General features: G+C 38.0%; 22 protein-coding genes and 1 tRNA gene. 3 read left to right on the top strand and 20 right to left on the bottom strand.

What is annotated here, in order from left to right; translation table 11 throughout:
* Nucleotides 1-24: 24 nt before the first annotated feature.
* The 16 genes from P7D84_RS09035 to P7D84_RS09110 form a co-directional block, all read right to left on the bottom strand.
* Nucleotides 25-1,488 carry an amidase gene (locus tag P7D84_RS09035; RefSeq protein ID WP_311806143.1) on the bottom strand — a complete coding sequence of 488 codons (1,464 nt, stop codon included), beginning with the start codon at nt 1,486-1,488 and terminating at the stop codon, nt 25-27.
* Between the two features lie 130 nt (nt 1,489-1,618).
* Entirely contained in the window at nt 1,619-1,840 is a 222-nt protein-coding gene (locus P7D84_RS09040; protein WP_311802366.1) for a hypothetical protein, read from the bottom strand.
* Nucleotides 1,841-1,997: 157 nt separating this feature from the next.
* Nucleotides 1,998-2,657 carry an amino acid ABC transporter permease gene (locus P7D84_RS09045; RefSeq protein WP_137603522.1) on the bottom strand — a complete coding sequence of 220 codons (660 nt, stop codon included), beginning with the start codon at nt 2,655-2,657 and terminating at the stop codon, nt 1,998-2,000.
* Nucleotides 2,657-3,493 (bottom strand): transporter substrate-binding domain-containing protein, encoded by an 837-nt coding sequence (locus P7D84_RS09050; protein ID WP_376716921.1) that lies wholly within the window; start codon nt 3,491-3,493, stop codon nt 2,657-2,659. The genes P7D84_RS09045 and P7D84_RS09050 overlap by 1 nt, the downstream gene beginning before the upstream one ends.
* Nucleotides 3,494-3,755: 262 nt before the next feature.
* A complete protein-coding gene (abc-f, locus tag P7D84_RS09055) occupies nt 3,756-5,222 on the bottom strand; it encodes a ribosomal protection-like ABC-F family protein (protein WP_311806147.1) in 1,467 nt (488 codons plus the stop codon).
* A gap of 261 nt (nt 5,223-5,483) precedes the next feature.
* Nucleotides 5,484-6,587 (bottom strand): alpha-hydroxy-acid oxidizing protein, encoded by a 1,104-nt coding sequence (locus tag P7D84_RS09060; protein ID WP_311800308.1) that lies wholly within the window; start codon nt 6,585-6,587, stop codon nt 5,484-5,486.
* Between the two features lie 275 nt (nt 6,588-6,862).
* The gene (locus P7D84_RS09065; RefSeq protein ID WP_311806149.1) at nt 6,863-7,174 is read right to left on the bottom strand and encodes a DUF1292 domain-containing protein; all 312 of its coding nucleotides are present in this window, start codon (nt 7,172-7,174) and stop codon (nt 6,863-6,865) included.
* A 15-nt stretch (nt 7,175-7,189) separates the two neighbouring features.
* Nucleotides 7,190-7,618: a Holliday junction resolvase RuvX gene (gene ruvX, locus P7D84_RS09070; RefSeq protein WP_311806150.1), complete on the bottom strand. Its 429-nt coding sequence runs from the start codon at nt 7,616-7,618 to the stop codon at nt 7,190-7,192.
* A complete protein-coding gene (locus P7D84_RS09075) occupies nt 7,615-7,884 on the bottom strand; it encodes an IreB family regulatory phosphoprotein (RefSeq protein WP_010739601.1) in 270 nt (89 codons plus the stop codon). Before P7D84_RS09075 ends, ruvX begins: the two co-directional genes overlap by 4 nt.
* Nucleotides 7,885-8,188: 304 nt before the next feature.
* Entirely contained in the window at nt 8,189-9,529 is a 1,341-nt protein-coding gene (glnA, locus tag P7D84_RS09080) for a type I glutamate--ammonia ligase (RefSeq protein WP_137603530.1), read from the bottom strand.
* 47 nt (nt 9,530-9,576) lie between these two features.
* Entirely contained in the window at nt 9,577-9,957 is a 381-nt protein-coding gene (locus tag P7D84_RS09085; protein WP_137603531.1) for a MerR family transcriptional regulator, read from the bottom strand.
* A 207-nt stretch (nt 9,958-10,164) separates the two neighbouring features.
* Nucleotides 10,165-11,415, bottom strand: coding sequence for a methionine gamma-lyase family protein (locus P7D84_RS09090; RefSeq protein WP_311806152.1), 1,251 nt, complete (start codon nt 11,413-11,415; stop codon nt 10,165-10,167).
* On the bottom strand, nt 11,399-12,643 hold the full coding sequence (gene hflX, locus P7D84_RS09095) for a GTPase HflX (protein ID WP_137603533.1): 1,245 nt from the start codon (nt 12,641-12,643) through the stop codon (nt 11,399-11,401). Before hflX ends, P7D84_RS09090 begins: the two co-directional genes overlap by 17 nt.
* 58 nt (nt 12,644-12,701) lie before the next feature.
* Complete coding sequence (gene miaA, locus P7D84_RS09100) at nt 12,702-13,622, bottom strand: tRNA (adenosine(37)-N6)-dimethylallyltransferase MiaA (protein ID WP_311806154.1); 921 nt, start codon at nt 13,620-13,622, stop codon at nt 12,702-12,704.
* The gene (locus P7D84_RS09105) at nt 13,619-14,353 is read right to left on the bottom strand and encodes a glycerophosphodiester phosphodiesterase (RefSeq protein WP_311806156.1); all 735 of its coding nucleotides are present in this window, start codon (nt 14,351-14,353) and stop codon (nt 13,619-13,621) included. Before P7D84_RS09105 ends, miaA begins: the two co-directional genes overlap by 4 nt.
* A gap of 66 nt (nt 14,354-14,419) precedes the next feature.
* Nucleotides 14,420-14,935 carry a hypothetical protein gene (locus P7D84_RS09110; RefSeq protein ID WP_311806158.1) on the bottom strand — a complete coding sequence of 172 codons (516 nt, stop codon included), beginning with the start codon at nt 14,933-14,935 and terminating at the stop codon, nt 14,420-14,422.
* A gap of 297 nt (nt 14,936-15,232) precedes the next feature.
* On the opposite strand from P7D84_RS09110, the gene clpP reads away from it, so the two are divergent.
* Nucleotides 15,233-15,826 carry an ATP-dependent Clp endopeptidase proteolytic subunit ClpP gene (clpP, locus tag P7D84_RS09115; RefSeq protein ID WP_137603537.1) on the top strand — a complete coding sequence of 198 codons (594 nt, stop codon included), beginning with the start codon at nt 15,233-15,235 and terminating at the stop codon, nt 15,824-15,826.
* A 162-nt stretch (nt 15,827-15,988) separates the two neighbouring features.
* On the opposite strand, the gene P7D84_RS09120 is transcribed toward clpP, so the two are convergent.
* The 3 genes from P7D84_RS09120 to P7D84_RS09130 form a co-directional block, all read right to left on the bottom strand.
* Entirely contained in the window at nt 15,989-16,690 is a 702-nt protein-coding gene (locus P7D84_RS09120; RefSeq protein WP_376716922.1) for a DNA/RNA non-specific endonuclease, read from the bottom strand.
* A 99-nt stretch (nt 16,691-16,789) separates the two neighbouring features.
* Nucleotides 16,790-17,734, bottom strand: a complete 945-nt coding sequence (locus P7D84_RS09125; RefSeq protein WP_137603539.1) for an SPFH domain-containing protein — start codon at nt 17,732-17,734, stop codon at nt 16,790-16,792.
* On the bottom strand, nt 17,721-17,951 hold the full coding sequence (locus tag P7D84_RS09130; protein ID WP_246022690.1) for a hypothetical protein: 231 nt from the start codon (nt 17,949-17,951) through the stop codon (nt 17,721-17,723). Before P7D84_RS09130 ends, P7D84_RS09125 begins: the two co-directional genes overlap by 14 nt.
* 653 nt (nt 17,952-18,604) lie before the next feature.
* Here P7D84_RS09130 and P7D84_RS09135 point away from each other — a divergent pair.
* Nucleotides 18,605-19,582: a Rossmann-fold NAD(P)-binding domain-containing protein gene (locus P7D84_RS09135; RefSeq protein ID WP_311806160.1), complete on the top strand. Its 978-nt coding sequence runs from the start codon at nt 18,605-18,607 to the stop codon at nt 19,580-19,582.
* A 60-nt stretch (nt 19,583-19,642) separates the two neighbouring features.
* Here P7D84_RS09135 and P7D84_RS09140 read toward each other — a convergent pair.
* Nucleotides 19,643-19,713, bottom strand: a tRNA-Gly gene (locus P7D84_RS09140).
* A 129-nt stretch (nt 19,714-19,842) separates the two neighbouring features.
* On the opposite strand from P7D84_RS09140, the gene P7D84_RS09145 reads away from it, so the two are divergent.
* Nucleotides 19,843-20,187, top strand: a complete 345-nt coding sequence (locus tag P7D84_RS09145; protein WP_137603541.1) for a thioredoxin family protein — start codon at nt 19,843-19,845, stop codon at nt 20,185-20,187.
* Nucleotide 20,188 lies beyond the last annotated feature (1 nt).

Here is a 20,188-nt window from a genome sequence, read left to right on the forward strand (position 1 = left end):
TTGATGGTTCGATAAAATGATTGTTTATTTTGAACGATAATATGCTGGCAATTGAAAACCATAAGCTGTCTCAAATAATTGGCCAATTTGTAAAAGTAAATCTTCACGACCACGCGCAGCAGTAAATTGAATCCCTAATGGCAAACCCTTTTGTGTTAAATGGGTCGGTAAGCTGATTGCTGGTTGCCCTGTTAGATTGGCTAGTTGTGTATAAGGGGTCATTTGCAGACTCTGTGCAAACATTTGCTCAATCAACTGCTGCAAATCATTTTCTGATAAATTGGCAGCATTTTCTAAACTTAGGCGAATATCGTCGCTTTGCAAGTCCTCTCCGATCTTAGGTGCAGAGGTAGCTGTTGTTGGCGTCAATAATAGATCATATGTCGTAAGCAGTTCTTCCATTTTGACAGCTGCTTGATCCCAAAGATTTAACGCATCGATATAATGACTAGCGGGAATTTTTTTCCCATACTGATAAATTCCCCATGACATCAATTCCATGTCATCTTTCCCAACTAATCGTTTCAATCCTTGTTCGATTTTAGTGAACATCGCAGCGGTTTCAGCACCATTCATCAAGTAATAACTGGCCATCAGTTCATTTCCATCAACGGGATAAGAAATCAATTCGACTTGGTGACCTTGTGCTAACAAAAAATCATAGGCCTTTTCTACTGCTTTGATTGCTTCAGACGAAACAGTGGAATTAATAGGTGAATCAATAATAACCGCTATTTTTAATGGTTTTTGCTGAGCAGAGTGCGTATGATGCCAAGCTTTTTCAGGTGCTTGATACGGTGCTGCACTAGCAATTTTACGCATCCCATAAAATAATTTTTCTGTATCACGCATGGAGACGGTCAAAGCAAAATCGATTGAAGCTCCTTGCCAGCCGCGCCAACTTCCAGGCCCTACCGGCATCACGCCACGTGTTGGTTTTAACCCAATCAATCCGCAAAAACTAGCGGGAATTCGAATTGATCCTCCTCCATCACTCGCCCCAGCAATCGGTACAATCCCTGCCGCAACTGCACTGGCTGCACCACCGCTTGATCCTCCTGAATAATAGGCAAGGTTCCATGGATTTTTAGCCGGTCCATAAATTTGTGCATCTGTAATATTTTTAAAGCCAAATTCTGGAGCATTCGTCTGGGCAAAAGGCACCAAGCCATTTGTTAATAGCTGATTGGTAAAGTTGCTGTTTTGATCAGCCCGCTGTTCTAAAAATAATTTTGATCCTGATGTACTCAACCAGCCTTTCTTGTCTTGACCTAACATTTTTAACGGGATTGGCAGTCCAGCAAAAGGACGATTGGCAATAGTTTCTTGTTTTTGGTATTCTGTCAGCGCCTCATGATCCATCAAGGTTACAAAAGCATTTAATTCTGGATTTTTCTGGCGGGCATTTTCTTCAAAAATCCCTAATAGTTCTTGAAAACTAATTTTTTTATTACGTAATTTTTCTGCCCAGTATAGACCATCTTTCATTTTCAACACCTCATATATTTTGTTTCATCATTGTATTATTAGTAAAAAACTCAATCAGTCAAAATTATGTCTTAACCACTAAAAAAGCACAGGGAGTCATTCGAATTCTTTCTTTGGTTTAGTCGTTGTATTATTCGATTTTTTTCAAAATATCAAACTCTGGAACATGTAAAAAAGAACAGCCGCGTTCTTCCACAAAAATACTGTAAGAATGGCATCGTTTACTAGAAAAATGAGCAAAATCTGTCAGCTCGATCACGCCTGTTAAAAGATCATCAGCAATTTTGAATTGCACGTGATCCTTAATCCTAAACTTTGCAGGTGCTAAATGTTCCATCGCTTTCACTTCCATTCTGTTATGATTCCTATACGCATGTTAGCTCTATATTCTACTGAAGTTAGTTAGAAATCAAGAAAAACGGATCAAAACTAAGAACGCGGATAAATCATTTGTTCTTTAGAAGTTATAAAAAACAAGAACCCAAGATATATTCTGGGTTCTTGTTTTGCTACCTGTATTTTTGTTGAAAATAGCGTTCTAACTGATGTTGTAGTCGCCCAATCCCGATACAAAGCAACCAATAAATCAATGCTACTAAAATATACATCGATAAATAATCGAAGGTTCGTCCCCCAATGATTTTAGCTTTTTGAAATATATCTGGTACGGTAATCATAGCCGCCAAAGATGTTCCTTTGAGAAGATCCATTGCCACATTACTCAATGCCGGAATCGAGATACGGACAGCTTGCGGTAAAATGATATAGCGCATTGTTGGAAAAAAACGATTGCCCAAAGCATACGCAGCATCCCATTGACCGGCATTGACTCCTGCGATCGAGCCGCGATAAATCTCACCGATAAAAGCACTACTGGTCAAACTAAAACAGATGATTGCTGCAACGACAGCGTTTAACTGATATGGCAGACCAAAGTATAACAAAAACAACAAGACCAACGCGGGGGTCCCGCGCAAAAAAGAGAGGTACAAACGGACAAAAAGTTTGACCGCTCGCAAAGGGACAAATCCTAACACCGTCAATAAGACCCCTAGTATATTGCCAAAAACAAAGGCTGTTAAACTAATCCCCAAAGTATATCCTAATCCACTCAAAAGAAATGGGATAGAATCCACCATCAAAGCTAAGTCGATTGTCGGAAGATACATTACTCTGCCGAAACTTTCTCAGTTATTTCTTGTTTCGGTTTCACGGAAACATCGGTTCCAAAATATTGTTCAGATAGTTTTTTCAATGTTCCATCTTTTTTCAAACTCGCCAAAGCTTGATTGACCTTCTCTTTTAACGCTTGATTTTTTTTATCAAACAAAAAGCCTGTAAAATTCGCGTTAAAATAGACATCTTCTAAAATCTTGACAGGAATATCTGGCAATGCTGCTACAGACATTTTTTGTAAGTAGTAGTCGTTTAAGATGACATCTGTACGACCATTTGCCACGTCTGTTAAGTATTGATCATTTGTTGCATTATCATACGTTACTGCTTTTGCACCATATTTTTCTGCAATCTTCATGTAACTAGTATTCGGTTCTCCCGCAGCTTTTTTGCCTTTAAGATCTTTCATTGCATGTATCCCAGAATTGTCGCTTTTTCTTACAATCATACTATCAAAAGAATGCTTGATTGGTGAAGAAAGAGCGAACTTTTTACTGCGTTCTTTCGACAAACCAAAATCATTTGCGGCAAAATCAGCCTCTCCTCGATTAACTGCGGTTACTTGACCGTCAACATTGTATTCTTTAAATTTGATTTTCAAATCCAATTTTTTTGCGACTGCCTTTGCTACATCCACATCATAACCAACTAATTTATTTTCATCGTCATAATAAGAAGACGGAAAGAGTGTACCCGAAGTGACTACTGTCAATTCTTGTTTATCTTTAACTTTTTCCCAACTATCATCTGCATTAGTTTGCTTGTTCCCACAAGCGGTCAAAACTACTCCTGCTGTTACAAGCGCCAACCCTATCAACCATTTTTTCAACACCATCGTCTCCATTCTTTTTTCATTTGTTAAAATTTCTAAATTATGGTTCAGTTATACCATATAAAAAACGAATGATTATAGAAACTTGCTTATGAAAAACAGCTCTTAATACAGATATAGTCAATATCTGTGTGTAATAATACAATTATTCAATAACGATAGTTTGCAAAGTATTTTTTTATTTCCAAATTCTAACAAAAAGAAGGCAAAAAAGAGAAATAGTCGTTAATCCTTTGATTCGTCATTTTTCGATCCTCTTTCATCTCTGTTGCAGCCGAAGATTTTCTATTGTGTATATTTCATCTGCTACTCGTTCAACAAAATAGCGATCATGTGAGGTAACAATCACTGTTCCCTGATACGAGATAATCAACTGCTCCAGTGCCTCAACCGTTTTAAGATCAATAAAATTTGTTGGTTCATCAAGGATTAAGACATTTGAAGGGCGCGTAAACAGCAAAGCAATCTGTACTCGCGTTGCTTCACCTCCGCTTAATCTGTCAATAGGTTTTGTCATCTCCAATTGTGAGAAGCCCAAATTATGCAAAATACTACGAATTAATGGTTCTTTATACTCTGTTTGTTGCAATAGATATGTTAAAACCGTCTGCGTTCCAGTTATTTTATAAGCCATTTGGTGGTACGTAGCAAAAACAACCTTAGGAGATAAAATAATCCCTGCTTCATCAGTTAAAATGCTGTTCAAAAGAGACGTTTTTCCAGCACCATTTTTACCAGTGATCGCAATACATTTTCCGACACCAAATTGAAAATCACAATGATCAAATAAACATTTTCCGCCTTTCTCTAAATGAAAATCCGCTCCTCGAATAGGAAATTTATTATGCAGTTCCAGCGTTTTAGAAGGCGGAAAAGTAATTGCCCGCTGAATGCCCAGTGTTTTCTTTTCCTCAAGTTGCAGCAAACGACTTTCCATCGCCTTAGCTGTTTTTTGGATATTTTTCTGAACAGTATCTTTTTGTTTAGACGATGATAGCCGATCAGGGCGGATGTGCTGCTGCTTTTTCTTTATTGACACCTGTTTACTTTTTTCAGCTTGTGCTTTCTTTTTGGCAATCGCCGATTCTAAACGAGTTTTTTCCTTCACAAATTGTTCTGCCGCTCGATTATTTTCAAGTTTCTCCAATTCTTTTTGTTTACAATACTCATCATAATTTCCACTGTACTCTTTTACTTTTCCGGCTTCTACTTCCCAAATTTTAGTAGCTAATTGATTTAAAAAAGTACGATCATGACTGACAAAAAGGAGTGTACCATAATAATAGCGTAATTCTTCGATCAATGTCTGGATTCCCTTTTGATCAAGATGCGTTGTCGGTTCGTCTAATAATAAACCCGCTTCATAGCCGGACAATACTTGAGTTAAGCGATACTTAGTTTTCTCGCCGCCGCTTAATGTGTTTACTTGATTTTTAGGAACAAAAAAACGGCCCATTAATTCCCAGTCAATGTTTTCATAATTTATTTCTTCATCTACTTCACTGATTTGCTGAAAGAAATGAAAGTCATTTTCTTTTTGGATAGAGCCGCTATCAGGTGTCAACTCCCCATGAATCATTTTTAATAAAGTTGATTTTCCCTGTCCATTAGAACCGATAATTCCGATACGATCCCCCTGATAAACAGATAGTGCATCGATTGAAAAGAGTTCTTTTGTACCGAAACTATGCTGGATATTTGTTAATTTTATCGATAGATTTTCCATTTTATTCTATTCCCCTTCTTGCTAGGAAAGAGAAAAAAGCGTACAGAAAAAGGCATAGTCTAGCACTATGCCTTACATTTCATTTTTGAAAAGTATACACTCATCCCTTGAAATTGCTACACCTAGACTTTTGAATTGATATTTAATTAGCCATTCAAAAGTTCGTTCCGCAATTTCATCGATGCTGTCATTACTTTTCCTCCTCAACATATAATTCTAATAAAAAGATACCATGCTTAAAAAAAATAGTAAAGTCAAATATTATAAATACCGGTTCTCTCTTAGCGTAGTCGTTTTAATATCTGCTACTGTTTGTGTCCCCGCTAGTTGCATCACCATTTCCAATTCTTTTTTAAAGAAATCAAAAACTTGTTGCACACCAGTACTTCCGCCTAACGCTAACCCATAAATAACTGGCCGTCCAATCGCTACTAGATCCGCTCCTGAAGCCAATGCTTTAAAAACATGTTGTCCTCGACGAACACCGCTATCAAAAACAATCGGTGCTCTTCCAGCCACAGCTTCTGCCACATATTGTAATGAATCAAACGCAGCTGGGCCGCCATCAAGTTGTCGGCCACCGTGGTTAGACACCCAAATACCCGAAGCTCCCGAATCAAGTGAGCGTTCCACATCTTCTTCTGATTGAACCCCTTTGACATAAACGGGGAGATCTGAATAATTTGCGATAAATTCAACATCTTTTGGACTTAATTTTTGTTTTGAAGAACCGTAGACTGCATCCATCGTTTGACCAATTCCAGATTGATAAGCTTGAACAATCGGCATTGCTAAAGGAAAAGTGAATCCGTTACGACGATCTGTTTCACGATTCCCGCCAACTGTCGCATCTGCAGTCAGTACGATTGCCTTTGATCCATTACGTTTTGCCAGATCTAGAATGTCACGGTTGATTCCATCATCTTTACTCATATAAAATTGGAACCATTGCGGTGCTTTTAGCCCGCCAGCTTCCCGTATATCTTCTAAAGTACAAGAAGCATAGGAACTAGCCGTATAAATCGTTCCAAATTGTGCGACTCCTTTGGCAGAGGCCTTTTCAGCAGCAACATTTGCCAATCCATGGGCTGCCACAGGTGCCATAATAATCGGTGCTGTCAATTTTTCTCCGGAAAATTTTGTTGTTGTATCAGGCAATTCAACATCTCGCAAAACATGCGGGATAATCAACTTATGATTAAATGAGCGTTCATTTTCTTGGTAAGTAAAAACATCTCCCGCCCCACTGCTAATATACCCGTAACCACCCTCAGGTATAATCTCCTTCGCAGCTACTTCTAAATCCTTCATATTAATAAAATCAATCGCGCCTTCAGCGGTACTTGCTTGGTAAATTCTCTCCATCTAAAATCCCACCTTTTAATTGATAACGTTTACAAAATTAATGTTACGCTTTCCATTAAATAGTGACAACTAATTTGTTTAGCACCCTTTTCCATAAGCTACAAACTAACGCCGGACTATCCTTAACAACTTAAAAGATTCTCTTTTTATTAACTCTTCAACAAAAAAATCTATGACAAGACAATAGAAAAGCTTGTCGCGCATCTAAACTTCCAATTACTTTGGTCAAAAAAAGAGAAACCCCATCATATCAGGATTTCTCATACATTTTTAGCTTATTCTTCTTCTTCAGTCATGAATGTATTGAAGACTTCTTCAATCATGTCCCACTCAGCATCGGTTTCAATTTGTTGTAATTCGCCTTCGCTGCCATCTTCATTTTCAACATATGCGTAGGCTTGTAATTCAACATCTTCATCTTCAGGAGCACCTGCTGGATAAAGGAGAACATAGTTGCGATTGAATTCTTCTTGACCATCAATAGTTAGAAGAATCTCGTAAAGTGTTTCATTTCCTTCATCATCTACTAAAGTAATTACTTCATGTTCGTGATCATGCTCATGATCGTGTGTGTGTTCGTGGGCCATCTTCATTCCTCTTTTCTAAATTTTGTTGCCAGCACGGTCAAGATAGTTCTGTAAAATCATGACTGCTGCAAGCTTATCGATAACTTTCTTTCTTTTCGAACGTGATACGTCCGCTTGTTCGACTAACATCCGTTCTGCTTGAACTGTTGTTAATCGCTCATCTTGAAATTCAACTGGTAAATCATAGAGTTCTTGGATTTTTTCACCATAGGCCAAAGATGCTTCGGCTCTTGGACCAATTGAGTTATTCATATTTTTGGGGAGTCCTACCACAAATTTAGTGACTTTGTATTCCTTAATCAGCTCGCCCAAGCGCTCAAAACCAAATTCACCTTTTGCTTCGTCAATTCGGATGATCTCGACTCCTTGAGCCGTCCAGCCAAATGGATCACTTACCGCGATTCCGACAGTTTTCGAGCCGACATCTAGTCCCATTACTCTCATCGAATATCTATACCGTGATCTTTCAAGTAATATTTCACTAAAACTTCCATCACTTCATCGCGCTCATGACGGCGAATCAAGTTTCTGGCATCTTGATAACGAGGAATATACGCAGGATCGCCTGATAATAAATAGCCGACGATTTGGTTAATCGGGTTGTAGCCTTTTTCAGCTAAAGCGTTGTAGACAATCGTCAATGTTTCACTGATCTCTTTCTTACGATTATCATCAAAATCAAAACGGACTGTTTCATCTGTGTATCCCATTTTCTCACACCTCTCCTTGGAATTACCAACAATTACATTTTACTAGAAGAAGACAAAACTTACAAATTTTGTAAGTGGCCAATTTTTTGGCATTAGAAAATCTTCCGAATTATTATAACATGCTTTTACTAATAATAAATGGCTTTTCAAAATCCTCACCTTTATTTTAATATGTTTCATACTTGATTAATTAGTAAAAGATTCCATAAAGGTTACAGATTATTCTGAGAGCAAGCTGTTTTATTTTAAAATACAACAAACAAAACGCCTCGAGCGCTAGCTCGAAGCGTTTTTGAAAGAAATTTTAGTAAAGTTCTAAATATTGTTCACGTTCCCACTCTGAAACAGTTTGACGGAAAGCTGCCCATTCCATTCGTTTGGCTTCATTAAAATTTGTATAAATATGATCACCGAGTGCATCGACCATCGTTTGGTCTTCACGTAGTTCTTTGATTGCATTATGAATCGTAGAAGGTAAATCATAGATTTCTGCTGCTTTGCGTTCTTCTTCGGTCATCACATAGATATTTCGATCGACTGCTGTTGGTGGTGTCAATTCATTTCGGATCCCGTCTAAACCTGCTTCTAATAATACAGCCATTGTCAAATATGGATTAGCCGCTGGATCAACTGAACGTAATTCTAAACGTGTTGATAATCCGCGTGATTCAGGGACACGAATCAATGGTGAACGGTTATGTCCACTCCAAGCTACATAAACTGGTGCTTCAAAACCTGGGACTAAACGTTTGTAAGAGTTTACGATTGGATTACATACTGCCGTGTATGCACGTGCGTGTTTTAAAAGACCAGCTAAGAATTGATACGCTGTTTTACTCAATTGCATTGGACCATCTTCATCGTAGAAGACATTACCATCTTCATTAAATAATGACATGTTGCAGTGCATTCCTGAGCCGTTGATACCGTAAAGTGGTTTTGGCATAAAGGTCGCATGCAGACCGTGTTTGCGTGCAATTGTCTTAACGACTAGCTTAAATGTTTGAATGTTGTCACAAGCTTCAATTACATCTGCATATTTGAAATCAATCTCGTGTTGTCCTGGAGCGACTTCATGGTGTGAAGCTTCTACTTCGAATCCTAGACTTTCAAGCTCTAAGACGATATCGCGTCGGCAATTTTCACCTAAGTCTGTTGGTGCAAAATCAAAGTAGCCGCCTTTGTCATTTAGATCCAATGTTGGATCACCATTTTCATCTAATTTAAATAAGAAAAATTCTGGTTCTGGTCCTAAATTAAATGAAGTGAAGCCAAATTCGTCCATGCCTTTTAATACACGTTTTAGATTTCCACGAGGATCACCTGCGAATGGCTTGCCATCTGGTCCATAAATATCACAAATCAAACGGCCGACTTTTCCATGATCGTTCTCCCAAGGAAAGATCATCCAAGTAGATAGATCTGGGTATAAGTACATATCACTTTCTTCGATACGAACGAACCCTTCAATTGATGATCCGTCGAACATCATTTTATCATCTAATACTTTCTCCATTTGGCTAACTGGTACTTCAACGTTTTTGATAGTCCCTAAAATATCTGTAAACATCAGGCGTAAAAAGCGGACGTTCTCTTCCTCAACAATTCGTTTAATATCCTCTTTACTTAGATCTCTTTTCGGCATAATATCTAATCCCTTCCTCGCACTTCATTTTTTAAATTCCACAATCACTACAGTTTCGGCCCTTGTGATTGATATGGATTTTGTTGTTGTAGACCACCTTGCGTCAACATCTCGTCATAAAAAATACGGCGAACATCTTTATCAGTCAATGGCGGTTTTTCTTTGGCAGCTTTAACTTCTTCTTGGCGCATTTGATAGACCCGTTTGATTCCTGCCATATTAAGTCCATCGGATAAATAATCTTTGATTTCTAATAACACATCAATGTCGTTTAGAGAATACATCCTACGGTTACCCTCACTTCGTTCCGGGTGGATCAATTCTTGCTCCTCATAGTACCGAATCTGTCTTGCAGTCAAATCTGTTAATTTCATAACCGTACCAATTGGAAAAACGGCAAGTGAACGACGCAATTCTTTTTCCCGCATAACAGCTCCTCCTTGTTTTTTGATGTTGAAAAAAGGATACCACCCGATAGACCAATCGTCAAGTGTTAATGTCACATTTTCTTACATAGATTTTATGAATATTCGTTTTTTGCTAAAAAGCATGTAAATCCACTATTTTTTTAACGAAATCTGTTGTTGAACAACGCAAAAAAATCTCAGAATCAAAAGATTCCGAGATTTTTATACTTAATAATAAACTTCATTCACTGCATTTGTCACAGCAACCTTTACATGTTCAAAAGTCAATCCACCTTGAAGGTACAATGAATATGGTTCTCTCAATGGGCCATCTGCACTCAATTCGATACTTGCACCTTGGATAAATGTTCCCGCCGCCATAATAATATCATCTTCATATCCTGCCATATAAGAAGGTATCGGTGCGACATAGGCATCAATTGGGGAATATTTTTGAATCGCCTGACAAAACTGAATCATTTTTTCTCGATCTTGAAAGTCAATCAATTGAATCAAATCTGTCCGCGGCTGATTCCATTTAGGGGTCGAATCCAATTGATGTTCTGCTAATAGTGCAGCAGAAAAAATCGCTCCTTGAACCGCTTGGCTGACGACATGTGGTGCTAAGAAAAATCCCTGGAGCATATCAAAAACATTTCCTAACATCGCTCCGCCTTCTGCTCCGACTCCTGGTGTTGTTAAACGATAGGCGCAGCGTTCGATCAACACTTGTTTCCCCACGATGTAACCGCCAGTTTTAGCAATTCCGCCGCCTGGGTTTTTAATCAAAGAACCAGCCATTATGTCTGCACCGACTTGTGTCGGTTCCAATAACTCCACAAACTCTCCGTAACAATTATCAACAAAAATAACGACATCAGGTGCGATAGTTTTTACAAACTCACACATTTCTTTGATTTTTTCAATTGTAAATGAAGGTCGTGCTGCATAACCACGAGAACGTTGGATCGCTACGACTTTCGTTTTTTCTGTGATTTTTTTCCGGATGCCGTCAAAATCAACACTGCCATCTTGTAAAAGACCAACTTCATCATAACCAATGTTGTATTCCTTAAACGAGCCAATTCCATTACCTTGAACGCCAATTACTTCTAGCAACGTGTCATATGGTGTTCCTGTAATGTAAAGCAGATTCTCTCCTGGACGCAAGACTCCAAAAAGTGAGGTAGCGATGGCATGTGTGCCCGAAACAATCTGCGGACGTACTAACGCTGCTTCTGTACCAAAAGTTTGGGCATAAACAGCTTCTAAAACATCCCGCCCTTGGTCATCATTCCCGTAACCTGTCGAAGCTAGAAAATGACTTTCAGAGACATGATTTTCACGAAAAGCCGTTAAAACTTTGGCTTGGTTTGATAACGCAATTTCTCGCACTTCTTGTAATCGTTCAGCAATCCTTTGATCAATTTTATCTATTTTCTCAACCAGTTCAGGCGCCAGCTCAGTTGTCCAGTTCATCTTCCATTCTCCTAATCCAAAGCGATTTTTTCTTAGCGAATCCTCGAACGATATACTGCTCCTTCTCTTCATCAAAAGTCTCATTTAACACAAGCGTCTCTCGCTTCATTTCACTTAACGCTTGCCCTTCATCAGCATTTAACGTTACTAAGTAAGGCTCTAATAGATTCATCACTTCTTGTTTGATCGCTTCAGCTAGAAGTTCTTTGCCTTTATTGGTTTTCGCAGAAATCAAGACATTGGGAAACAACGTTGGTGTAAAAGAAAATCCATCGATTCGATCGGCTTTATTGTAGATTGTTAGCATCGGAATATCATCCATCTCAAGTTCTTTCAATAAATCAATTACAGTTTTTTCCTGTTGTTGACGATCTTCCGCACTAGCATCAACGATATGCAATAAAAGATCCATCCCACGACTTTCTTCTAGTGTTGATTGAAAGGCATCTACTAATTGTGTTGGCAAATCTTGGATGAAGCCTACTGTATCAGTAATGGTCGTCTCCATGCCTTGTGGTAACCGCCAACGTTTTGTTAATGGATCCAACGTGGCAAATAACTGATCTTCAGAATAGGTATCAGCATTGGTCAATAGATTTAAGATTGTTGATTTCCCCGCATTCGTATACCCAATCAATCCCATTTGAAAAACACTTGATTGTTGCCTTTTTTGTCTGCTCCGTTCACGGTGCGCTTCAACTTCTTTGATTTCTTTTTTGATTGCCGAGATTCGACGACGGATATGCCGGCGATCTGTCTCCAATTTGGTCTCCCCAGGTCCGCGCGTCCCAATTCCTCCGCCTAGACGAGAGAGACTTTGTCCCTGACCAGCTAAACGCGGCAATAAATAATCCAACTGTGCCAGTTCCACTTGTAATTTTCCTTCTTTGGAACGAGCACGTTGGGCAAAAATATCTAAGATCAATTGAATTCGATCAATCACCGGGACACCAACTTGTGCTTCGATCGTTTGACTTTGCCGAGGAGTCAATGCGTGATTAAAGATCACTAGTTCGGCTTCATGAGCATCTACAAGCTGTGCCAACTCTTCTACTTTCCCTTTCCCAATAATCGTTTGTCGATCTACTCTGGGACGCTTTTGAGTTAATGAAAAAACGATTTCGCCATGAGCCGTCTTGGTTAGTCCGGCCAACTCATGCATCGATTCTAAGTAATTATATTTGCTTTCGTCTGTCTCGACGCCGACTAAAATGACTCTTTCTGACAATCTGTTTTCCCCCTAAATTTTATTATCAAATGGTTCAAAAAATTGATATGGCATCTAGCTAGTCTTGATCTTCTAGCCACCGGGCAATATCTGCTTCGATGGTTGAAATCATTTCTGGCTGTTTTACCAAATCATACCAATGGACGGACATTCGATTACGAAACCAAGTTAATTGACGCTTTGCATAACGTCGGGAATGTAACTTTACCTCTTCAACAGCCTCTTCCAACGAAGTATCTCCTGAAAAATAAGGAAATAGTTCTTTATAACCAATTCCTTGTGCGGCTTGGACATCAGGCGTCTTTGCCAATTTTTTCGCTTCTGCTAATAAACCTTGCTCAACCATCAGATCAACACGATGGTTAATTCGCTGATACAAAATGGTGCGCTCGGTATTTAAACCAATCAAAAAGCTATCATAGAGCTTTTTAGGCTGTTCTTTTGGCTCTAAGATCGAGTGACCAGTCAATTGAAAAACTTCCAAGGCTCGAATCATTTTTTTTCGATTGTTGTAATGAATCTTCTCAGCTGCTAGAGCATCTACTGCGCGTAATTTTTCCCACAGTGCTTGATTACCATTTTTTTCTGCAAACGCCTCATATTTTTTTCGCAAAGAATCATCTTCCGGCTCTCCTTCACTACCAAGCTTGTAATCCCACAATAAAGATTGGATATATAATCCTGTTCCTCCAACGATAATCGGCAACTTTCCCCGCTGAGTGATTGCTTGGATGGTCTGCCTAGCAGCTTTTTGAAAATCTGCTGCTGAGTAACTTTGATCCGCATCACGCACATCGATCAAGTGATGAGGGATTCCTGCCATTTCTTCACTAGTTACTTTGGCAGTACCAATATCCAGCCCACGGTAAACTTGCATGGAATCACCGCTGATAATTTCTCCATCGAAGCGCTTTGCTAAATCAATGCTTAAACTTGTTTTACCAACAGCTGTCGGACCTACGATAGCAATTACTTTCATTGGTTGTACCTGCTTCTCATACGTAGTGCTTTTTCAGGGAAATCAGTAATTATTCCGGCAAAATCATTTTCAAAACAAGTCATCATCGTTTCATATAAATTAGGGGTCCAAGGTCGCAGTGCTTTTGGATAAGCCTTAACAATCTCAGGATGTTGTTTTACCCAATCATAGTTTGGATGCAACCCTTCAATAAAATCTGTCTCTAAAACACATTGATATTTTTTCAAATCATTTTTTTGCAGCAGATCATATTGGATATCTGGTTCAAACTCGTGCATGATTCGTAAGGAATCAAGGTTGAAACTGACATACCAATAAGTAAACGGCCATTTTTTGCTAGTCATAATCTCTGAAATTTTTTTCTCGATTCCTGGATAATGGAATTTATTGGTTTTAAGTTCAATACATAAAAAACCTCTGAAACGCATCTGTAACAACAGATTCAAAACTTCCTGCAAAGTCGAAATCTTTGTTGCTTGATATTTTTTATCGAACCAACTACCAGCATCTAATTCTTTGATTTCTGCCAATGTCAACTCTCGAATCAGACCTTTACCATCTGTTGTGCGATCTACACTTTCATCATGGATTACGACGAGTTGCTGATCAGCTGTCATGTGAACATCTAACTCAATCCCGTCTGCTCCCGAGCGCACGGCTTCCATGAACGCCGGCAATGTATTTTCCGGGTGAGTTCCCGCGCTCCCGCGATGAGCAATAATTACTGTCATCTCTATCACCTCGTCCAAAATTATAGATTAATTAAATAATCTGTTTTGTTTTTCTAGTCAACAGTCCTATTGGATTTTGAAATAGCGCAAAGGACGTTCAGTTGAACGTGACAACTGTTGTCGTTTCTCATTCAAGATTTCCAAAAGCTGTTCGGAAAAAGTCTCCATTACAATACGGCCGCCTTTATAAGTGAAACCGCCGATTTTAACGGTCTCTTCAGGAGACAAAATAACCTTTCGATGAGAAATGTTTTTAAAAAATTCTTCAATCAAATAATTAGGTAAATAAAAACTATTTTGAGCGGTGAATGAATTCAAATAAATAAAATCATCGATTGTAATATAACAATCATCGAATGAATTAAACGCAACATAGTCTTGCATTAAAATATTACGTTTAGATAAAATCTCGTTTATTTTTTTATTTAATAAATTAATCGTTTCAATCTCTCTCACCTGATGTTCTAATTCTCTTGCTCGATAGTGTCGTGAATCGAGATGTTTAAAAACTGCAAAGACCGCAATCCCTGTCAGTCCCGCTCCAATTAATACGCCGATTAATCCAATAAGTGCAATTTCCACGTTTGTTCCTCCTACTGTATAATGATAAAATTATTTTTGCAAAAAACTACTTCGAACCAATTAATCTTTTTTTGATAGTCGTACTCGATTCTATCGAAAATAGGTCGATTGTCTTATTCTTATCGTTATTAATAGTACCATATTTCCTTGTTTCTTTGATAGTTTGACTCACGTAAAAAAATCAAAGCCTTATATTTGACCAAAACTGACCAACGTTGTATACTTTTTTTAGTTTTAGCAATCCAACCTTGTTTGTGCTAAACTAATCTACAAACAATATTTTAAGGAGGATTCACTATGAATTTAGTTCCTACAGTCATTGAACAATCATCTCGTGGCGAACGTGCTTACGACATTTACTCTCGTTTATTAAAAGACCGCATCATTATGTTGAGCGGCGAAGTAAACGACGATATGGCAAACACCATCATCGCCCAATTACTTTTCTTGGATGCCCAAGATTCTGAAAAAGATATTTATTTGTATATCAATTCTCCAGGAGGCAGCGTATCAGCTGGCTTGGCAATTTTCGATACAATGAACTTTGTTAAAGCAGATGTACAAACTATCGTACTTGGTATGGCAGCATCTATGGGTAGTTTCTTGTTAACAGCTGGCGCTAAGGGCAAACGTTTTGCCTTGCCAAACGCTGAGATTATGATTCATCAACCGCTTGGCGGTGCTCAAGGGCAAGCAACTGAAATCGAAATTGCTGCTCGTCATATCCTAAAAACACGTGAACGATTAAACAACATTTTATCGGAACGCACAGGTCAACCGATCGATGTGATCGAACGCGATACCGATCGTGACAACTTCATGTCTGCTGAAGAAGCAAAAGCTTATGGCTTGATCGATGAAGTTATGGAAAACAGTAGTTCATTGAATTAATGACTTTAAAAAAACCGAGGAGATCCTCGGTTTTTTTATTGCCCAATTTATCGTTCAAATATCTTTTATTTCACTACAATCTTGCTATTTATGAACTCGTTTAACAAGCAGCTCTTCTTATCATAAAAAAACTGCCTAACCGAAAAATTAGGCAGTTCAATGTTATTCTTTTTGTGAATACCCCGTCTTATAATCAATTTGAATCCCTTTTTGCACATTGTAAATAAATAGATTAAAAGAAATCTGCTCATCTTCAATACTTTGCGCTTCCATTTGAACTCCTCGAGCAACTAATTCTTCTCCCTTGAAATAAGGCGTCACTCGATAGCGAACATGATGGCCCGTTTTCCGAATATCATTTCCGATTTCGATCTCATGAACATTCATACCAGGGTCATTCATCGATGCTGTTCCAGTCATTAAATTTTTCAGATTATTGTTTTCACCAGAAAATTGATAGGCAATCAAATGTGCACGATTATATAACGGCTCATCTTGATAAAATTTTTGATGCCAACCAGTCGGTTTCACGTATAGCCGTTCTCTTTCCTGATGAGGCATCAGCTCTTTTCCCAGCATTCCTTCAGCAGTTCCTACTCGGTTTAATTTATCTAAATCAGAAAAACGCGTCCAAGTTCCCTTATTTAATGAGAGATCCTCCTCAGAAAAGTCGGGTTGATTGTGATTGATTTCAATCGTTTGCTGCTTGCCAGTATAAGCGGGAATCTCTGATAATTGACTGACGCTGACTTCTTTTACTACATTGTTTGAAGATTCAGGGGCTATTTGCGAATAGATTCCATAAATTCCTGCTACTATAACAACTAGCGCAGAAATAATCTTCGGACTTTGTTTCTTCGCGATGTTTTTTCAACTCCTAATTAACTTTAAATCTTTCAGTCCTAATACCGTAACAAACCGTTCAGTCTGAGAAGTTATTGCTGCCAATCAGAACAGGTTTTGTTATTTTGTTTGTTGCCAAAGCTCTTTGATTGCTGGTACATTGCCAAGCTCTGTCAGATTGCTGGGCATAATAACTGTGTTTCCGTTGTTTTCAACAACATGTTTGAATGCTTCGATACCTAAGTAGGCAATCATCTCATCGGTTAAATGACTTTCAGCAATCGCTTTGTTGATTTCTTTGATCCGAGCCGTCTCTGCTTCTGTGATCATAGCGATTCGATCAGCTTCGGCAGCAGCATCGATTTTAGTCCGTTCAGCACGAGCATCCGCATCAATCTTTGTTTGTCTTGCTCGCGCTTCTGCATCGATCTGCATCTCAGATGATTTTGCTTCAGACTCCAAAATCACAGATTGTTTCTTCCCTTCAGAAATCGTAATCAAGGATTCTTTGTCTCGACTAGCGGTAATTAATTTATTCATTGAATTGACGATTTCATCTGAAACTGAGATTTCTCCGATATTGATTCGATCAATCGACAATCCGTAACCAGAAGTAATATCTTTGACACTTTCATAAAGATTCAAATTGATCTCTTCTGTCCCATTCAACACTTCATTTAATTCCATCTTACCAATGATTCCACGTAAATTAGATTGACAATCTTGGATCATTGACGTGACAGAATCTTCATTATCATAGACAAATGCTCGAGCATCTGTCACATGATATTTGATGGCTTCATCAATTTCTACGATGACATTATCTCGTGTGATTACACTTTGTGGTTCAATTTGAATCGGGGTCTGCTTCAAAGAAACACGCCGGCGGACCACATATAAAATTGGAATCAAAAAGTGCAAGCCTGGATCTAATGTTTTCACATATTTCCCAAAACTTTCAACCACTTTTACTTCTCCTTGTTGAACGATCACGACCAACTGACTGATGATAAAAAAGACTACGATGACTGCGACTACTAATAGAATAATATTAACTATTAACAATATAATTCACATCACTTTCTTCTAGATTATTGTTGATAACCACTAATAATTCCCGGCTAGTAAAATCGATAACTTCCAACATATCTCCTAGCTCAGGTGACCCATTGATCACTTTGTAATCATACCAACTCCCTAAGATTCGAACGAGTCCAGTGATATTTGTTCCTTTACTGCGAAAAAACTTTCCCATCGTCTTTTGCATCTGATAATCTGACAAAGACTCAACTCCTTTTTTCTTAGATACTCCTACACTATAAATAGAACGTCGGTTCTTTAATCAGTATACCAAACCTTCCAGCAATAAATTCAAATAATTTTAATAGCAACTAATTCTCTCTCTTAGGCAATGATTTTTGCCGCTGATTTTATTGTCTGTCCCTAGCAAAATAATAGCAATTGATTCCTCTTCCAACAAGGATACTCTCAACTAGTGAGAAACCTCTTAAATAATCGGTGTAAGCAGCACTTCTTCCTCGTACCACTGACTTGCTTTTAAAATATTCTTTTATGCATAATCGGTTTAAAAAAAATCAACGCTCAGCCACAAACGTTGATTTTATCAGGATATATTACCCTAAGTGGAAACTTCTTCCCACATCTTCTTTAGAATAATCAATTATCTAGCGAATAGCAAGGCACATCAGCAGAAAAGTCTCCACGAGGAATCAAAAAAATCAGTATGCTCACTAAAAATTTTAGTTAGTGCCTTATCTTTTTTTCATTTTAATCATTTTTCCAGATAATTATGCTTATTTTTAGAAACTATTTAAGGATCTATGATAGAATAAATAATGTAAAAGTATTGATAAAAGATACTTTAAAAATAACTATTTGTATAAAAATAATAGAAACTAGAATGGAGATGTTATTATGAAATTAGGTTTTTTAAAGACAGATTTTCCTCACGAGCGCCGACTTCCTTTATTGCCTGAACACATCAAGCAATTCGCTAATTCAATTTATGTTGAAAGCGGCTTTGGTGATTCTTTAGGCATTCTTGATGAAGAATATCAAAAAGCCGGTTGTACTATCTTAAACCGCTCAGAGATCTTTGCCTTATGTGATGGCATCTTCTCTCTAAAAATCATCCAACCATGTGATTATGATTTGATTCGTCCAAATCAGATCATCATTGGCTGGACTCATCCACTGGGGTCTGGCAAAGAATTTATGAAAACTCAAGCAATCCCTAAAAATCTGTACATTCTTGACATTGATAATCAAAAACCGACTATGTTTTATCAAGGAAAATCCTATCCTTCAAAAATTATTCCTAAGAACTTTGTTTATCAAAACAGTTTCTACGCCGGCTATGCTGGAACACTGCATGCGCTGCTTAATTTTGGGCTTTTGCCAACTAGTGAGCACGAGATTGCTATTTTAGGTTCCGGAAATACTGCTCAAGGTGCTTTTCACGCAGTATCGAAACTTTCTTCATCTGTCCAACTTTTTTACAGAAAAACATTACCAAATTTTAAACGACAATTATCCAAATACTCTATTATCATCAATGGCATCAGAGTCGGTGATTTTGGTGATCCAATCTTATCCATCGAAGAACAAGCACAATTAAAAAAAGGAGCATTTATTATTGATATCGCTGCAGATGCAGGAAATGCCATTGAAGGAAACCGTTTTACGACTGTTGACCATCCAATCTATGAAAAAAACGGTCTCTACCACTATGCGTTACCTAATACACCTACCTTTGCTTATCGAAATGTTAGTAGCGTATTAAGCGAACAATTTAGTCACTATATTTTTAAACATGATCTCTCAGTTTTTATTGATGAGATTGCTGATCAACATCCAAATGAACCAGAAATCAAATTACTCAACAATGTCTAAAATCAACAAATAAAAAAAGTGCCGCGTCCTTTTAACATCAAGGAATCGGCACTTTTTTAAAGCGGGTGACGAGAATCGAACTCGCGACGGAAGCTTGGGAAGCTTCTGTTTTACCACTAAACTACACCCGCAACACATTAGAGAGTATAACGCTTTTTGTTCAATCGGACAACCTTTTATTTCAAACAATAAAATTGACAGATTGATCTTTTCTGATTATCTTACAGATAGTATCAGTCAACAAGAAAGGAACATCCCTTATGACTAGCCTAGCACATGTTAAACAAGCGATTACTCAGGACATGAACAATATTGTATTCATTTCTTCTGAAACATGTAGTATTTGTCATGTCGATGAACCGAAAGTCCGCAAGATTGCTGAAACAAATGGAATTACTTTTCATCATTTAGATATTATACAAGAACCAGAATTGACCGGTCTTTTTTCTGTTATGACCGTCCCTGCTGTTTTGGTCTATCACAATGGAAAAGAAGTTGCACGTCAAGCTCGTTTCATTGACTTTCGCTCATTGGAAGAATTACTGCAGCAACTGCCAAAAGATTTCCAAACGACTGATTACCAATCATTATTTAGCGAACTCTAGC

Origin of the sequence: Enterococcus dongliensis (assembly GCF_031927985.1) — a bacterium.
Taxonomy (GTDB): domain Bacteria; phylum Bacillota; class Bacilli; order Lactobacillales; family Enterococcaceae; genus Enterococcus_A; species Enterococcus_A dongliensis.

Coding starts and splice junctions, on each gene's coding strand:
- P7D84_RS09060 (WP_311800308.1), bottom strand. CDS start 6,587: ATGGAGAGAATTTACCAAGCAAGTACCGCTGAAGGCGCGATTGATTTT.
- abc-f (WP_311806147.1), bottom strand. CDS start 5,222: ATGGAAAATCTATCGATAAAATTAACAAATATCCAGCATAGTTTCGGT.
- P7D84_RS09090 (WP_311806152.1), bottom strand. CDS start 11,415: ATGAACTGGACAACTGAGCTGGCGCCTGAACTGGTTGAGAAAATAGAT.
- ruvX (WP_311806150.1), bottom strand. CDS start 7,618: ATGAGAGTAATGGGACTAGATGTCGGCTCGAAAACTGTCGGAATCGCG.
- clpP (WP_137603537.1), top strand. CDS start 15,233: ATGAATTTAGTTCCTACAGTCATTGAACAATCATCTCGTGGCGAACGT.
- P7D84_RS09045 (WP_137603522.1), bottom strand. CDS start 2,657: ATGTATCTTCCGACAATCGACTTAGCTTTGATGGTGGATTCTATCCCA.
- P7D84_RS09035 (WP_311806143.1), bottom strand. CDS start 1,488: ATGAAAGATGGTCTATACTGGGCAGAAAAATTACGTAATAAAAAAATT.
- miaA (WP_311806154.1), bottom strand. CDS start 13,622: ATGAAAGTAATTGCTATCGTAGGTCCGACAGCTGTTGGTAAAACAAGT.
- P7D84_RS09135 (WP_311806160.1), top strand. CDS start 18,605: ATGAAATTAGGTTTTTTAAAGACAGATTTTCCTCACGAGCGCCGACTT.
- P7D84_RS09075 (WP_010739601.1), bottom strand. CDS start 7,884: ATGGGATACACAGATGAAACAGTCCGTTTTGATTTTGATGATAATCGT.
- P7D84_RS09040 (WP_311802366.1), bottom strand. CDS start 1,840: ATGGAAGTGAAAGCGATGGAACATTTAGCACCTGCAAAGTTTAGGATT.
- glnA (WP_137603530.1), bottom strand. CDS start 9,529: ATGCCGAAAAGAGATCTAAGTAAAGAGGATATTAAACGAATTGTTGAG.
- P7D84_RS09085 (WP_137603531.1), bottom strand. CDS start 9,957: ATGCGGGAAAAAGAATTGCGTCGTTCACTTGCCGTTTTTCCAATTGGT.
- P7D84_RS09145 (WP_137603541.1), top strand. CDS start 19,843: ATGACTAGCCTAGCACATGTTAAACAAGCGATTACTCAGGACATGAAC.
- P7D84_RS09065 (WP_311806149.1), bottom strand. CDS start 7,174: ATGGCCCACGAACACACACACGATCATGAGCATGATCACGAACATGAA.
- P7D84_RS09105 (WP_311806156.1), bottom strand. CDS start 14,353: ATGACAGTAATTATTGCTCATCGCGGGAGCGCGGGAACTCACCCGGAA.